The organism is Streptomyces sp. OR43, from assembly GCF_008042275.1.
Lineage (GTDB): Bacteria > Actinomycetota > Actinomycetes > Streptomycetales > Streptomycetaceae > Streptomyces.
In genome coordinates this window covers 4,418,269-4,434,565 of the sequence record NZ_RDBK01000043.1, presented here as the reverse complement: position 1 = coordinate 4,434,565, position 16,297 = coordinate 4,418,269, and the positions used below count along the sequence as shown (strand labels likewise).

At 73.9% G+C, this 16,297-nt stretch carries 8 protein-coding genes and 1 pseudogene; 2 read left to right on the top strand and 7 right to left on the bottom strand.

Annotated elements, in window-relative coordinates; genetic code table 11:
- Positions 1-35: 35 nt before the first annotated feature.
- Positions 36-302, top strand: a pseudogene (locus EAO72_RS43610) (hypothetical protein); the annotation flags it as partial.
- 196 nt (positions 303-498) lie between these two features.
- On the opposite strand, the gene EAO72_RS39045 reads toward EAO72_RS43610, so the two are convergent.
- The 5 genes from EAO72_RS39045 to EAO72_RS39025 form a co-directional block, all read right to left on the bottom strand.
- Positions 499-4,374 (bottom strand): vWA domain-containing protein, encoded by a 3,876-nt coding sequence (locus tag EAO72_RS39045; protein ID WP_148022286.1) that lies wholly within the window; start codon positions 4,372-4,374, stop codon positions 499-501.
- A 183-nt stretch (positions 4,375-4,557) separates the two neighbouring features.
- On the bottom strand, positions 4,558-5,781 hold the full coding sequence (locus tag EAO72_RS39040) for an ATP-binding protein (protein ID WP_148021723.1): 1,224 nt from the start codon (positions 5,779-5,781) through the stop codon (positions 4,558-4,560).
- Positions 5,778-10,991: a hypothetical protein gene (locus EAO72_RS39035; protein WP_148021722.1), complete on the bottom strand. Its 5,214-nt coding sequence runs from the start codon at positions 10,989-10,991 to the stop codon at positions 5,778-5,780. Before EAO72_RS39035 ends, EAO72_RS39040 begins: the two co-directional genes overlap by 4 nt.
- Positions 10,988-11,848, bottom strand: a complete 861-nt coding sequence (locus EAO72_RS39030; protein ID WP_148021721.1) for a DUF4132 domain-containing protein — start codon at positions 11,846-11,848, stop codon at positions 10,988-10,990. The genes EAO72_RS39035 and EAO72_RS39030 overlap by 4 nt, the downstream gene beginning before the upstream one ends.
- 271 nt (positions 11,849-12,119) lie before the next feature.
- Complete coding sequence (locus EAO72_RS39025; protein ID WP_148021720.1) at positions 12,120-12,881, bottom strand: class I SAM-dependent methyltransferase; 762 nt, start codon at positions 12,879-12,881, stop codon at positions 12,120-12,122.
- A gap of 227 nt (positions 12,882-13,108) precedes the next feature.
- Between EAO72_RS39025 and EAO72_RS39020 the strand changes: the two genes are divergently transcribed.
- Positions 13,109-14,335, top strand: coding sequence for a metallophosphoesterase (locus EAO72_RS39020; RefSeq protein WP_148021719.1), 1,227 nt, complete (start codon positions 13,109-13,111; stop codon positions 14,333-14,335).
- Positions 14,336-14,396: 61 nt separating this feature from the next.
- Here EAO72_RS39020 and EAO72_RS39015 read toward each other — a convergent pair whose 3' ends face one another.
- On the bottom strand, positions 14,397-15,125 hold the full coding sequence (locus tag EAO72_RS39015) for an SDR family oxidoreductase (protein WP_148021718.1): 729 nt from the start codon (positions 15,123-15,125) through the stop codon (positions 14,397-14,399).
- Between the two features lie 271 nt (positions 15,126-15,396).
- Positions 15,397-16,230: a PIG-L family deacetylase gene (locus EAO72_RS39010; protein WP_148021717.1), complete on the bottom strand. Its 834-nt coding sequence runs from the start codon at positions 16,228-16,230 to the stop codon at positions 15,397-15,399.
- Positions 16,231-16,297 lie beyond the last annotated feature (67 nt).

Sequence of the window (16,297 nt, the reverse complement as noted above, 5' to 3'; positions counted from 1 at the left end):
CTCGAACTGGCCCGCTGGATAGGGGAGAAGACCGCATGACCGCCGCTCAGTTGCCACCTGTCGCGCCGGAGGTCACGGCCACACTGGTGGAGGACCTCTCACCCCGGCTGCGCAAGCGGCTGGACGCGGCGGTCACCAAGCTCGGTGCCCGACCGACGCACCGCGACGGGGACACGGTGACGATCGCGGTCGACGACGAGACCGAGTTGTGCCTGCACGCCCCGGGCGGCGTGGTGGCGACGGCGGACGCCATCAGCTGCGGCTGCCTTCTCGCACCGGCCTGCGTGCACCGTGCGGCCGCCACCACGCCGCCCGGGGCGTGCAGGCACAACTCGGTCTCGTCGTCGACCGCGATCGTCACCGTGTCCCCGTCGCGGTGCGTCGGTCGGGCACCGAGCTTGGTGACCGCCGCGTCCAGCCGCTTGCGCAGCCGGGGTGAGAGGTCCTCCACCAGTGTGGCCGTGACCTCCGGCGCGACAGGTGGCAACTGAGCGGCGGTCATGCGGTCTTCTCCCCTATCCAGCGGGCCAGTTCGAGTGGGCTGAGGGCCGCCACGGGCATGCCGGCGGCCACGAGCTGCCCGGCGACGCCCGTCGAGTAGCGAGGCCGCCCGGCGTCGTCGAGACTCGCGCACCCGAGGACGTGGCAGCCGGTGGCCACCAGGGCCCGCACCTCGGCCAGCAGTCCGCCGAGCGGCGCACCCTCCTCGAAGTCGCTGATGACGACGACAAGGGTGCGGCTGGGCACCGCGATCAGGCTGCGGGCGTGCCGTAGTCCGGCGGCGATGTGCGTGCCTCCGCCCACACTCACCTCCAGCAGGAGGGAGAGCGGGTCGTGCACATGGCCGCTGAGATCGACGACCTCCGTGGAGAAAGCCAGGAAATGCGTGCTCAGGGTGGGCACCTCGGCAAGCACGGAAGCGGTCAGCGCGGACCAGATCGTGGACGCCTCCATGGACCCGGAGACGTCGGTGACCAGGATCAGGCGCCAGTCGGCCGACCGGCGCACGCGGCTGCGGAACACCGGCTTCTCGGGGATGACCCTGACGGTTCCGTCGGCCGTCCGGCGGGCGGTGGCCAAGTTGGCGCGCAGCGTACGCGGCAGGTCCAGCCGGCCGCCGGGGCGGCGGGTGGGCCGGGGCGACATCGCGCCGGTGAGGGCGGGTCGCAGCCGGGTGGCGAGTTGCCGGGTCAGCTCGTCGACCAGTCGGCGGACCAGGGGCCGGAGCGCCGCAAGGCGGGCTTCGGGCAGGCCGCCCGCGTACCGCAGGATCGTCCGGAGCAGTTCCACGGAGGGTATGGCGGCAGCGGGGTCGAGCTCGGCGAGGACGTCCTGCCGGCCTGTCACGGCTGCGGCGGCCAGGACCTCCTCGCGGATGCCGGGGCCGAACAGCGCGGCCAGTTCCTCGGACCACTCGCGGACGCCGGGGAACGAGGGCTCCCGGCCGCCGTGCGGTCCCGATCCGCCACCCTGACCGGGCAGGCCACCACGGGATCCCTCGCCGTGCCCCGCGCCGTAGAGCTCGTCCAGAGCGGTCGCCAGGCGGGCGGCGCCGGGCGGCAGCCGGTCGGGTCGCCGGCCGAGCACGAGCCGCCACCGGTCGGCGGGCGCGAGCGTCCGCGCGGAGGTGGGCTCGGTGGCGGTGGGCTCGGTGGCGGTGGCGGAAGCGGCTTCCGTGGAGAGTGCGGTGACGGGCGTGCTTGTGGGATGTGTTGTGGCGGGCGTGGCGGTGCGGTGTGCCGTGGCCGGCAAGGCAGCGGGGTGTGCTGTGGCCGACGTGGTGGCGGGGTGTGCTGTGGCCGGCATAGCGGTGCGGTGCGTTGTGGCGGGGTGGCCGGACTGCGGCGTGAACCGGCCGTCGTGCGCGAGTGACGGGACGGGCAGGCCGAGGCCGGTCAGGAGCTCGCGGGCCGCGAGGTCGGCGACGGTACGGCGGGCCAGCTCGGCCGGGTCGTCCGCGCCGAGGGTGTCCACGCGTTCGCCCAGCCGCTCCTCGACGGTGTCCAGCAGACGGTCCCGGGCGGCCGGGCTCATGGTGTCGAAGCCGCCGCGCAGGGCCGGCAGCCGGGCCAGGAACGCGGTGTCGTCCAGCTCGACGACGCGGTGCAGCAACGGGTCCAGGGCGCCGACGCCGACGGTCAGGAGCGGGCCCGCCACCGTCAGGACACCCGTGAGTCGGGCGGTGAGCGCGGCCCGGGCCGTGCTGTCCACGGCTCCGTCCACCCAGGAGGCGACACGCTTCCCGAAGGCCCCGGCCTCTTCGTGGCCCGTGAGCACCCGGACCGCTCCAGCGGCCGCGGCGATCAACGGGGTACCGTCGGCGGCCAGCCGGGCGAGGGCATCGGTCAGCCGGATGCCGCCCAACCGGTCGGCCCGCTGGGACAGTTCGAGTAGGGCCCGGGCGTCCGCGGGCTCCTCGGAACCGGTCAGGCCGTCGACCTGGCGGACCGCGGCCGAGGTCAGCAGTTCGGCCACCTGCGCGGTGTGGGCGGCTCGGGCGGAGGCGGTGGCGTCCGGGGCCGAGAGGTCGTCGGGCGCGCCGGGGCCCGCCGGGTGACCGGCGCCGATGCGATCCAACACATTGAGAGCTGACAGGAGTTCGGGAAGCGTGCCGCTGGCGGGCAGCACGGCCGCCAGTTCCGTCAGCCGTTCGTCGGCGAGGCCGGGGAGCCCGCACGCGGCGGCCTCCGTGAGACCACGGACAACCTGGGCGGCCGTCGGGCCGTCCTGCGCGCGCTCGGCCTCGCGCCGCTGCCGCAGTACGCCCTCGGCCGCCTGGGCCGGGGTGACGCCGCGGGCCCCGGCCGCGGTGAGCATCGCGGCCGTCGCCGGCGTCCACCGCACCTGCCAGCGCGTGGTGAGCCCCTCCGTGCCCGCCGCGCCGGTCACGCCCTGCTCCTGCGCGTAGGGGATGCCGCACACCGCCAGCCTGCGCAGCAGCAGTTCGCGGCGGCGGTCCAGGGTGGAGCGCGCCGGGTCGAGCCGGAGGTCGCGCGGTGTCCTCTCGTGCGCGTCCTCGGGGCCGGGGAGGGAGAGCGCCGCGGTCTCGGCCTCGACCGCGGGGCCCAGTCCGCTGCGCGGAGCGGCGGGGGCGGGCCGCCCGGTGCGGGCTCCGACGAGTACGTGTTCGAGGGCCCGGGCGACGGCGCGGCCCGTGCCATAGGTTTCGCCGCGCCCCAGTACCGTCTGCACGGCTTCCAGGAGTTCACCGCGGCCGGGGGCGGGCAGGTCGCGCAGCCGGGCCAGGTCGCCGGCGACCCGGACGACCTCCCGGCCCTCCGCCGGGCCGTAGGGGTGGCCCCGTTCGCGCAGGGCGGCGCAGACGCGGACCGCGGTGCGGACCAGTGCCTCCTGCAGGGCGGCCGGGKMCCCGGCCGCGTCCAGGACGATGTGCTGCCATTCCGGGTCCCGGATGCCGGCCGGATAGCCGGACCGTGAGTCGAGCAGCGGGTACGTGTACGGGATCAGGGAGACCGTGCACTTCCCCGTCCCGGCAGCGCCGTTCCCGCGGCTGTCCGCCCCAGGATCGGGCGCGGCGGCCGGTGCGGCGGCGAGCGCGTCGTCCGGTGCGTCCGGTAGGTCCGGTACGGGGTCCCCGGCGGGGGACGGCAGGAGCGCCGGGGTGTGGAAGGCGCCCACCACGACGGCGGGGCGACGCCCGTTCGCCAGGGCCTTCGCGACATGTCCGCGCATCCACGCCTCGCGTACCAGGTCCGTGCGGTCCACCCCGCCCCGCGCCTCGGCCTCGTGGCGCAGCGCCCAGCCGGTGAGCAGGGCGGCACGGCGGAGCGCCTCGGGAGTCGAACCGGGCGCGAGGGCCTCCACCAGCCGGTCCCACAGATCGTCGCTGTCCCGACCGGTGAGCCGGGACCGGAGCGCGTCGGACAACCCGTGCGCCTCCGCCGCCACGGGGGCGGGGGCCGGGATGTCCGGACCGCCCCCCGCCCATGCCCGGTCGGCCAACGGCAGGTCGCAGGCCACGGCAGGGACCCCGTTTCTCGCCGCCCAGCGCAGAGCGACGAGTTCGGGCGAGAAGTCCGCGAACGGGTAGAAGGCCGGGCCCCGTTCACCTGCCGGGCCGGTCCCGGCCCCGTCGGCGGGCACCGCGGCCAGCGCCACCGGGGCCTCGGTCTCCTCGTGGGCGAGCCAGCCCAGCCAGGGCTGGAACTCGGCGGGCAGTTCGACGAGGAGGACGTCGGGGGCCGCGGCGTCCAGCAGCGCCGGGAGGGCAGCCGCCAGCGAGGGCGCGTGGTGGCGTACCCCGATCAGGAACGGCACGCCGGGGCCGGTCGCCGCGAGCGCCGCCACCGCGGCTTCCGGCGTGCCGGGACGGGCCGCCGGGTCCTGCACCGGGGAAGCGCCCGGCGTACCCATGGCGGGGTCCGCGTCGGCGCGGGGCTCCGCCCCAGTGGTGGACCCCAGCCCAGTAGTGGGCTCGACGTCGGCGCGGGGCTCCGCCCCAGTGGCGGGCTCCACGTCGCCGGCGGGCCGCGCCTCGCCGGTGGACCGCGCCTCCGGGATGGGCCGCGCCTCGGGGATGGTCGACTCGTTCATCTGTCAGTTCTCCAGCACCGCACGCAGGTCCCACAGCGCACCCCAGGTGGCAGACCCCTGCTCCGCGCGCCTGCGCACCGGCCCGTCCCAGTAGCCCAGCAGCCGTGCCGCGTCGGCGGGGTCGTCCTTGCGGACGACGCCGAGCAGATGGCCGGGCAGGAGAGAGAGCACGTCCCGGTCGCCGGGGAAGTAGGCGGCGGCCAGACCCAGGGCACCCGCGACGGAGACCGCCTCCGCCGTGCTCATCACCGTGGAGGGACGCTCGACCTCCCAGCCCTCGACGGAGCGGCCCTCGCGCAGGTCCCGGAAGGCGATGACCAGCGCTTCGAGGACCGCGTCATCCACCTGGAAAGCGGCACCCACGCGTTCGACGGCCGCCCGCGACTGGCGCCGGACGAGCGCGGTCTCGGCGTCCACGTCCCCGATGGGGCCCACGGTCTCGAAGTTGAAGCGCCGCTTCAGCGCGGCGGACATCTCCGAGACGCCCTTGTCCCGCAGGTTGGCGGTGGCGATGAGGGTGAACCCGGGCGCCGCGTGCACCTGGGCTCCCTCGGCGCCCGCGAGTTCGGGGACCGCGATCCGCCGCTCGGAGAGCAGTGACACCAGGGCGTCCTGGACCTCCGGCAGACAGCGGGTGACCTCTTCGACACGGGCGACGGCCCCCCGGGTCATGGCGGCGAGTACCGGGGAGGGCACCAGGGCCTGTTCGGTGGGGCCCTGGGCGAGCAGCAGAGCGTAGTTCCAGCCGTACTTGAGCTGGTCCTCGGTGGTGCCCGCGGTGCCCTGCACGGTGAGCGCGCTGGTCCCGCAGACCGCCGCCGACAGCAGCTCGGAGAGCATGGACTTCGCGGTGCCGGGTTCGCCCACGAGGAGGAGCCCGCGCTCTCCGGCCAGAGTGACCACGCACCGTTCGACCAGGGCTCGTTCGCCGACGAACTTCTGCTCGATCACCAGGCGGGCCGGCCCCCCGGCTCCGGGGCGGGCGCCCTTCGGCAGGGCCAGTGCCTCGCCCGCGCTGCCCATCACGAAGGTGACGACGGCGCGCGGGGTGAGCAGCCAGCCGGGCGGGCGGGGCCCGGAGTCGTGGGCGGCGAGGAAGGCCAGCTCGGTGGCGTACCGGTCCTCGGGCGGTGTGACCTGGCGGGGCTCCCGGCCGGGAGCCGTCGTCCGGTCCGGGCCTCCGCCCGTGGTGGTGCTGGTCAGGGTGGTCGTGGTGTCGTTCGTCATCGGCGGCGGCCCTTCCGGGGTGCGCGGGTGTCCAGTTCCTCGAAGGCGGGGGCGTCGCCGCCGCGGACCCGTGCCCAGGCGGCCGCGAACAGCGCGGGCACCGGTACGGGCGGCAGGGTCCGGGCGGACCCTGCCACGGGGTACAGGCGTTCCTTCCAGGTCTCCAGCGGCAGCCCCGGGGCGCCGCGTTCGAGCCAGCCGCAGGGGAGGAACAGGGTGCGGCCGGCGCGGGAGCGCTTCGCCTCCACGACCAGGCCGGTGGCCGCGAGTTCCGCCCGGGCCTTCTTGATCCGGGCCGGCTTCCACTCGGTCCAGCGAACGCAGTTGCGGTCCGTCGGGTCGGGCAGGGCGAGGAGCATCAGATAGAGGGCGGCGGCATCCGCGCTCAGACCGAGGACGTCGGCGGCTTCGGTCACCAGCTCCGGCACCGTACGCGTCGGGTCCTGGGCCGGGTGGTGCGGGGCGCCGTCGGGTGCGCCCGACGAGGCCAACGCGTCGGTCTCCACGTCCAGCAGAGCACGCAGGGCGAGCAGATCGCCGGTGCCGTACGGGCCGACGGTGCCCTCGACGAAGCCGAACGCCGGGTCGTCGGGGCCCGTCAGACCGGCCGGGCGGATCAGCAGCTTCTCGCTGTCGGCGTAGCCGGGGGCGAGGAGCAGTGACGTACCGGCCCGGACCAGACCGTCGGCATCGGCGCCGCCGGACTCGGGAAGCCCGTAGGCGGCGCGGACGGCGAGGCCGATCGAGCCCCCCGACTCGGCCCATTCCAGACCGAGGTCCAGCACCAGGTGCGGGTCGGCGAGGCGGTCGCGCAAGGCGGTGAGCCCGACGGGCAGGTGCGCCCGCAGGGGGTCCCCGTAGGGCAGCGTGTAGGCGAGGGTGCGCAGGGCGGTCAGGGCCGAGGAGACCGCGCCGCGTGCGCCCGTCCGGCGCAGGCCCGGGCGGCCGGTGCCGTCCGGGACATCGGTGCCGTGAGCGAGCCAGGTCCGGGTGCCGGCGTTGAGGATCAGGTCGACGGCGTCCGCGGTGGTGCCCGACAGGTCGAGATCCAGTTCCTCGGGGACCCGGACGAGGGAAGCCAGGCGCTTCCGCCACTCCTCGGCGGCTGCCCGGACGTCGGGGCCCGTGGACCACAGCTCGGCCGGGTCGGCGGGCAGCAGTGCCTGGAGCACGGCGTGCCGGTCGTCGCGGGGCAGGGCGTCCAGCCTGGACTGGGCGGCCTCGAAGGCACGTGTCTTCACGCCGAGGAGCGCGAGCGCCTCGGCGCCGGGCTCCTTGACGGCTGCCGACAGCAGGGCGGCGGACTGGAGGGGGCCGATGCCGGTGGCCGTGTGGAACGCCTCGGCGGCCTCCGAACGCCAGGGTGCCGGGCCCTGTTCCCTCACCTGGGCGATGAGCCGGGTGAGCCGGTCGCGGTCGATGCCCTGCCGGTGGACCTTCTCATGGTCCAGGGTGAAGCCGGGCACGGGGCCGAAGGCTCCGGTCGGGTCGTGGTCCAGGACGAGCCAACGCACCGCGTCGTTACGGGAGTTCCATCCACGGCCGGCGAGGACCACAAGGGTGCGGGCGCCCTTGCGCAGCACCTGGCCGAGGCGGTGCACGCTCTCGGGGCGTCCCGATCCGGTCGTCCCCCGGGAGATCGGCTCGACGAGTTCCACCTGCCGGACGGTGCCCGCCGGGTCGGCCAGCGGGCCCGCGGCGAGGGTCTCCAGGAACATGAGGAGCCCGGTGCGGTGCTCGGACGAGGTGGTCGCCGAGGCGGCGCGGTAGGCCAGCTCGGGCAGGTCGTCGAGGAGTTCGGTCCAGGTCAGGGAGTCGACGGGCACGGTGTACTCGTCCCGCTGCCAGCCGTCCACGGGAGTGAACGGGACCGTGGACAGGATGGGTGGGCCGAACGCCGGCTCGCCGCCGAAGACATGGTTGACGGCGAGGATCTGCCGGATCACGGTCCACCGGAGCCCGGCTCCCCACCAGCCGCCCCGCATCCGCTCGGAGTTCCAGGCCGAGGCCTCCTGCAGAGTCCTGTCGTCGCCGTGCTCGGGCTCCTGGTCGAAGAACATGCCCTTGGTGCGTGCGGTGTTCCGGGGCGTGGCCGGCTCCACCGGCTCGGGCGGTGCCAGGTACCGGGCGGCCGAGACGGCCCGGTACACCGCGTCCCGTACGACCGCGGTGACGCCCGCGAGAAGCCGTACGTCGGACAGTTCGGGCAGCACCCGGGCGACGGCTTCCTGGCTCAGCTCCTGCGAGGAGGGCCCGGTGTACTCCTCGACGGCCCGGGACACGTCCAGGTGATGTTCGACCGCGGTGGCGACCTCCTTGAACAGGTCCAGCGCCCGGGAGTCCGTCAGGTTCCGCAGGGCGGTGGAGCCCCGCTCGTCCCTCGGACGAAGGGCGTGCCAGTAGGAGACGGGAGGCACGTACGGGGTACCGGCCGCGCCCTGCCCGCCCGAGGAGCCGGGCGGGACGGACCACAGGCTCCCACCGGCGCCGTCCGTGTCCGCCGGGTACATCTCGACGGAGCGGTGGGTCAGGACCGCGACGGGCCGTGAACCACCGGGCAGCGTGAGCGCGCCGAGCGGCACCGGTGCGTCGCCGCCGGGCAGCGGGTGCGGCAGGGTGACCGTGTGGCCGTCAGGGGTGCCGGCGACGATCCGGTGCCCGTCGGCGGGGGCGGCCGCGCCGGGTTCGGTGACCGTCCGGCGGATCCAGCGGCCGAGGACTTTGCCGTCCGTGCCGAACGGGGTGGTCTCCAGACCGGGCTGGAGGGGCAGCACCTGACAGTGTTCGGTGAGCAGCCGGGTGCCGTCCTGAACCCCGGAGCGGAGGAAGGCGGGGAGGGATGCGCGGCCGTGTGTACCTGCGGCGGGGTCGTACTCCAGCCAGACCCGCTGCGTGCCCTGATGGCCTTCCCGCCAGAGCCCGGTGCCGTCGGAGATGACGGCGCGCTGAGGTGGAAGAGAGGTGTCGCCCGCGTGCAGGGCCTTGCCACCGGTGGCGCGGCCGCCTCCGGGCAGCGGCACGCAGACGTCGTCCGAGGGACCGGAGCCGCCCCAGCGGGGAATCTGCTCGCCGCCGACGGTGAACACGTCAGCGGGCCGGTGCGACCAATAGCCCCGCAGCTTGCCGTCCTCCCACCAGATGACCAGCAACTCGCCGTCGACGTAACGGAGGGCGAGCTGCCGCCAGTGGTCGACGGTGGCGGGCAGTCGCAGGGTGTGCCGCAGCAGAACGCCTTCCGGGCCGACGACGACCGCCCTTTCGAGCGTGTTGAGGATCAGCGCCGGCCAGGCACCGGTGACACCGACGGCCCTCGACCGGTTGTTGCCCTGCCGGCGCGCGGCGGCGTCGGCCTCGGCAGCGAGTTCGGCGTACGTCTCGTCGAGCGCGGCCCAGCCCAGTTCGTCGAAGACGCCGGTGCGCAAGGTGGAGGCGAGCAGCGGCACGACGTCGTGGGCCTCCAGGAGTCGCACGGCTTCCGGGGCGACGTCGGCGACGACCGCGCGGAACGCCGAGAGCCTGTTGAGAGCGGATTCCAGCCCGGGGAGCCCCCGCGCGGCCGTGTACTCCTCGGCGCGGCGGGTCAGCCACTCCCCCAGGATGACGGAGAGCACCGGATGTGCCGCCAGCTTCGCCATTCCGGCATCGCTCAGTTGCTGGCCGCGTCCGCCGCCGAGGCCGCCGACGCTCCGGCTCAGCAGAGCGCGGAAGACCGGTTGTCCGGCGACGGCGGCCAGATCCCGCGCACCGGGCGCGTCGTCGATGAGCCACTGGCCGACCGGGACACCGGCGGGCTGCGCCGTGCCCGTGTCCTGGGCGTCGGGCCCGGCGACGGGCACGCCGGAGGCCAGGCAGAGGTCGAGAAGGTCCAGGTCTGCGTTGCGCTGCCAGCGGCCCTGGAACAGCTCGACCGGGCGCCCGTCGGCGCGCAGCCGGTCTGCCATCCGGGCGGCCAGGCCGAGGGTCTGCGGGCTACGGCCGGAGGTGGCCCGGTGGCGCCGGCGGTGGGCCTCCCAGCGGGCGAGCCAGTCCGCCGGGGAGACGGACGGGTCGCCGGCGGCGGGGCCGGAGGGAGTGGCACCGGCGGTGTCCGGGAGAGCCGTCAGCAGGTCTTCGGCGCCGGACTCGGCCAGCAACGCGAGCCAGCCGCTCTCCCCGTCCGCGTCGCGGCCGCTCTCGCTGAAGCTCTCCGGGAAGAACCCGAGGAGCCGGGCCCGCACGGCCGCGTCCCGTCGGGCGAGCGCGAGGAGCGCCGGGCGGTAGGCCGTCCAGAACGAGGCGGGGGCGCGGACGACTCCCGGAGAGCCGATCAGGTCGGCCATCAGGTCGCGTTCGGCGGCCTCGCGGTCCAGCCCGGCGGTCTTGACGAGTGCCCGCACGTCCTGCGGCAGCGCCGCGTACGGCGGCATGCCGGCCGCGCAGCGCTCGACCAGCAGACGGCGGTACTGCGCCCAGGCGTCCGCCGGTGCGAGCCGGGCCACCAGGTCCCGTACGTACTGCCGCAGTGCCTTGACGGTCAGTGCGCCGGAGAAAGCGAACTCCAGGAACACGGCGCGCTGCCGGTCCTCGTCCACGGCCAGCCCGTGCACCCGCTCGGCCTCGCGGGCCTTGCCGAAGAAGGTGGCGGCGTAGCTGGTGTTCTCCGCCTGGAGGAAGAGGCGCGCCACCTGCTCGTAGTAGGTGGGCAGGAAGTGGGGTACGGCCCGGCCGAGCCGGGTGCCGAGCGCGTCGAAGCCCTCCTTGGCCGCCCCGGCCCGCGTCTTCGCCTGCCGGCCCAGCCGCTCGATGTCCTTGACCAGGGCCAGGGCGTGGTGCCCGTTGGCCGGGTCGTTGACCAGTGCCCAGGCCGGGAAACCCAGTGTCTCGCGGCGTACCTGGCCCACGACGGGGGCCTCGGCGGTCCGGGTCAGCCCGAGGAACTCCAGGGCCAGGTCCTCGGCTTCACCGAGGGTGCCGGGCACGAGCCGGACCACGGGGCGGTCGCCGAGGGCGGTGTGCGTGTAGGTGCGGGCGGTCAGCGCGTCGGCGTCGTCCCGGTCGGTGGTGGAGGCAGGAAGGATCGCGCCCGCGTCCAGCAGGGCCGCGGCGCGGGCCTCGTCGGCGCGTTCCTCGTCGGCGCGGGCGGAAATGGTCTCGCCCCGGTCCTGGGCGGGCAGGAACGCCGCGCCCCCTGTCGTCGTGTTCGCGTTCGTGTGCGTCGCCGTCGTGTTCATGCCGCCCGCTCCTCGTCCTCCACGTCGCGGCCGGCGTAGAGCGCCGCCGCCATGCGCATGCCCTCGGACCACGTGACGGGGCCGACCTCGGCGGCCGTCAGCGGGCGCCCCGAAGGGTCGGTCCAGCCCAGGGCGCCCGTCTCGGTGCCGTACTCGTCGTATCCGTCGTGCTCGCCGATCCAGATGCGTGCCTCGGCGGTGGCGCCGTCCTCGACGACGGGGCAGACCGCGTATCCGCCGCGCGACCGGTACCCGAGCTGCGTGACGCGGCCGTGCAGGAAGCGCAGTTCCTTGAACACGCCGCCGGCGTAGGTGTCCACGGAGGTGGTGTCCGGGGAGAGGCCCGGCGGGCGCCGCCACACCTCGCGGAACAACTGCTCCACGTTCTGGCGCACCCCCAGCTCGACCGCGAACTCCCGCAGGTCGTCGAGGTCGTCGAGGAGGACGGGATGGGGCACACGGACGACGTCCGGAGTGATGCGGACCGTATCGCCGTCCAGGTCGACCAGGCCGAGGCCGCGGTCGGGGTCGACATCGCGGAGGAATCCGGCGACCCCGCCGTCGGCGCCGGTGACCACGACGTCCCGCAGGGCGGCCTGCCAGGACGGGTCGGGCCAGACCCGGGCGAGCACGGCCGTGGGGACGGGCAGCGAACGCACCATCCACTGCTCGACATCGCTCAGGCACTGGTGTGCGTGCCGATCCAGCCATTCGGTCAACTGCCGGAGCCCGACGACCGCCGGGTCGTCCTTCAAACTGGCCGGGACGGATTTCAGCCGCCGGCCCTTCCCGTTGCGGCAGACCACCTTGCCCGCCTCCAGAGCGACTTCGTAGTCGCCCGCCGGAACCCACCCCATGCGCTGTTCTCCCCGCCGTTCCGAACGGCCGCCGAACCGGCGGCACGCTGATGAAACCCGCCGACGGCAACGCACCGTGACGAGTGGGAGAGACTCTAGGCTCCGCCAGTGACAATGCGGCCGGACCCCTCCGCTTCCACGCACGGGCCCGCCTCGCGCAAGGGCCCTCAGGGCCCGGGAACGGCGGGTTCCGCACGCGGACCACCGTCCCGACAGACGCCGAAGAACATCGGGAAGGAAGACATGGGACCGGACAACGCCTGCCGAACCGTCAGCCGGACAGCCGGGCCTTCCAGATCTCCTCGCTGGGCCATTGCCTGGCCCAGTCCGCGGGAGCCTCCGCGTAGTCCCTGTGCGCGGGCCGGGGCGCCTGGATCTCGATCAGGTCTTCCACGACGAAGCCGCAGGACCGCAGGAGGCGGAGCATCTCCCCATGCGGCAGGATGAACTGCACGTGGCTCTGCGCGTCCAGTCGGGTCAGCCCGAACTGGGAGCGGAGCAGCGTGGTGGACACCGGCCCTTCGGCCGGTACGCACAGCGCGAACAGCACGGAGTAGCGCATGAACACCAGTTGGCCGCCGGGGGCCAGAAGCCGGGCCGCCTCCGGAATCCACCGGTACGGGTCGCACCACAACGAGGCGCCGTACTCGCTGATGGCCAGGTCGAACGAGTTGTCCCCGTAAGGCACCGTCTCGGCATTGCCCAGGACCAGGGGGAAGTCGATGCCGAACTCCGTCTGCATCGCCCGCGCGGTGGCGAGCTGTTGCTCGGAGACGTCGATCCCGACCGGGAGGGCTCCCGCTCTGGCCAGCCAGGCCGACACATACGCGGTCCCACAGCCGAGTTCGATGGCACGCACCCCGGCCAGGCTGTCCGGAAGCACGGAGACCTCGGACTCGGGGGTGGCCCACAGGCCCCAGCGCCGTTCTTCCTGCGCCCAGTGGTCGCGGGCCAGCGGCCCGTGCCAGGCAGCCGCCTGCTCGTCCCAGTAACGTCGGTTCTGCTCCAGATGGTCGCCGCTGCCATGAGTCATGGAGGCATTCGACCGAAGCCGCCGGTGTTCCGGCAACGGAATTACGGCGGGACGGAAGTCCGGCCCACTCTCCCGCGGCCCTCGCCGGGCCGCTCTTCGCGCGGGCCGGGATCAGCGTCCGCCGAGTTCTCCGGACGGCTTGTGCCCTCACTTTCCCGATGGAGGCACGCCCGCAACGACCGGGTACAGTGCGCGCCGGCAGTCTGGATTACCTGAGGATGGAAAGCGTGACCGACACCAGCGAAGCCCGATCCGCGGACGGTGCAGCGCACACCGCCCAGCAGAGTCGACTGCGCCGCCTGATGCGCTACGTCCCTCTGATCGCCCCCGTCCTGCTGTGGGCTGTGCCCTGCTGGGTGCTGCTGCACGCCGGGCAGCACTGGCCGCTCCCCGTGGCGCTGGGCGGCACGGCCCTTTTCGCCCTCGGTCTGATCACCATGCCGCTCGCGATGGCGCGCGGCCACGGCCGACGGCAGCAGGACCGGGCGGCGATCGTCGGAGACACCCTCCTCGGGGTCGGCTGGGTGCTGTTCACCTGGTCCGTGCTGCTCGGCGTCCTGCTGCGCCTCGCCCTGGCCGTGGCGGGCGTGGGCGACGGGCAGAGCCGGGCCAGGATCGTCACGTGGGCGATTCTCGGGGTAGCCGCCATGCTGCTCGCGTGGGGGTACGCCGAGGCCCGCCGGGTGCCACGCGTGCGCGAGCTCGACGTGGAACTCCCGCGCCTGGGGGCCGGTTTGGACGGCACGCGCGTCGCCCTCCTCACCGACACCCACTACGGCCCGCTCGACCGCGCACGCTGGTCGGAGCGGGTCTGCGCGAAGGTCAACGGCCTGGAGGCCGATCTGGTCTGCCACACCGGCGACATCGCGGACGGCACCGCCGGACGCCGCCGCGCCCAGGCTGTTCCGCTCGGCACCGTGCAAGCCACCAAGGCCCGCGTCTACGTCACCGGGAACCACGAGTACTACAGCGAGGCCCAGGGCTGGGTCGACCTGATGGACGAGCTGGGCTGGGAGCCGCTGCGCAACCGTCATCTGCTGCTGGAACGCGGCGGCGACACCCTGGTGGTCGCCGGCGTGGACGACGTCACCGCCGAGTCCTCCGGCCTGGCCGGCCACCGCGCCCACCTCGCCGGAGCCCTGGACGGCGCCGACCCCGACCTGCCCGTCCTGCTCCTGGCCCACCAGCCCAAGTTCATCGACCGGGCCGTCGCGGGCGGCGTCGACCTCCAGCTCTCGGGCCACACCCACGGCGGACAGATCTGGCCCTTCCACCACCTCGTGCGCATCGACCAGCCCGCCCTCGCCGGCCTCAGCCGCCACGGCACCCGCACCCTCCTCTACACCAGCCGGGGTACCGGCTTCTGGGGCCCGCCGTTCCGCGTCTTCGCCCCCAGCGAGATCACCCTGCTCGTGCTCCGCTCCCCGCAGCGGCCTTCCGGGCCGCCCGCATGAGCAGGGCCCCGGACGCGCCTGACCGGCCGGGCACCGCGACCGGTCTCTCTCCCCCCGACGGTCAGACCTGTTCGAAGTGGAACGCCTTGATGAAGCAGTCGCGGGGCTGGGCGACGGCGAAGAGGATGCACTCCACGAGTGACTGCGCGGTGAGGTCGTCCCGGGCCTCGCGCGGTGTGGTCTCCCATTCCTCGGAGAGCGGGTCGGGATTGGCGAAGTCGGGCGGGTAGAGGGAGATCACCCGGACCCCCTGGGGCCGGAGACGCTTGGAGAGGATCTCGGTGAAACCCGCCTGGGCGCTCTTGGCCGCGTAGAAGGCGTCGTGCGCCTCCGAGCGGTGGTGGCCCGCCGCCCCGCAGGCGGAGACCATGGTCACCACATCCGGCTTGTCCGAGCGGAGCAGGAGAGGCAGGAAGTTCTTCACCGTGAGAACGGTTCCCGTGGCGCCTGACGCGATCGTGTCCACGATGTCGGCGTCGGAGGCGGAGCCGAGGTCCGGGCCTTCGAGGTAGCGCGAACCGTTGTTGATCAGCACGTCGATGCGGTCGGTGCGCCGGGCGACCTCGGCGGCGAAGTCCCGGATCGAAGCGGGGTCCGTCAGGTCGCAGGAGAAGGCGTGGACCTGCTGATGCCCCCGGTCCCGAATCTCGTCGCGCACCCGCTCGGCCGCGGCGAGACTCCGGGCGGAGAGGAAGACCTCGGCGCCGAGGTCCGCGAGACGGATGGCCAGGGCGCGGCCGAAGTCACGGCCGGCGGCCGTGATGACCACGCGGTGGTTGTCGAATCCCATGTCTTCGCTCCTGCTTCGTGGGTTGCCTGCGGGTTCCGGCCGTGAACCGCCCGGCGACCGCACCGGCCGGCCAACCCGTCACGGCGGTTCCGGCAGCCTGTCAGGACCGGACAAGCGGCGGCTGACCGACTGACGCCACCACGCCCCGCGGTGCGCGGTGCGCGGATGCGTGCCGCAGACGGCACCCGCGCACCCGCCCGCGACCGGTCAACGGCGTCACAGCACCTCGCCCCCCGAGCGGAACAGTCAGCCGGCCGGCCGGGCGCGCGGGTCAGCGCAGTCCGGCGAAGAGGTCGTTCTCCGGTACGGGAGCGTCCGTGGTGTCCTTGACGCGGACGAAGGTCTCCATGCCCATGAACTCGCCGAACCTCTCCTTGCCCATCTTGAGGAAGAAGATGTTCTCGCCCTGACTGGCGTGCGCGGCCAGCGCGTCGAACTTCTGACCGCTGAACGCGGTGGTGTCCACCCAGGTGGTGATCTCGTCGTCGGGGAGGCCGATCTCGGCCATCGCGGCCGTCTCGGCGGGATCCGGCTCCGGCATGTCCTCGTGGAACTCGCGCATGATCTCGCCGAACCGCTGCATTCCCGAGCGGGGCATCGTCGTCCAGTACACCTTCGGCGTCAGCCCGGTCATCTCCAGCGCCGCCATCGTGATGCGGTTGGCCTGGATGTGGTCGGGGTGGCCGTAGAAGCCGTTCTCGTCATAGGTGACGACCACATCGGGCCGGTAGTGGCGCATGAGCTCCGCGAGCCGGGCGGCGCCTTCCTCCACGGGGGTCCGCCAGAAGGAACCGGGGGCGTCGTTGCTCGGCCAGCCCATCATTCCGGAGTCCGCGTAGTCCAGCATCTCCAGATCGCTGATGTTCAACACCTCACAGCTGGCCTCGAGTTCCTGGCGTCGCATCAGGGCGACGGCCGCCGGATCGTGCCCGGGGTCGCCCGGCTTGGCACCTCCCTTCCCGTCGCCGCAACCGCCGTCGGTACAGGTCACCAGAACGGTGCGGATGCCTTCCGCCGCGTACCGCGCGAGGACGCCTCCCGTTCCGGTGGCCTCGTCGTCGGGGTGGGCGTGCACTGCCATGAGCGTCAAAGGCCGGTCGGTCATCAAGGTGTCCTTCTGCAGAAAGTGGGTGGTGGTACAAGTGTGCGGCGAGGCCCGTGCGACGCCGGTC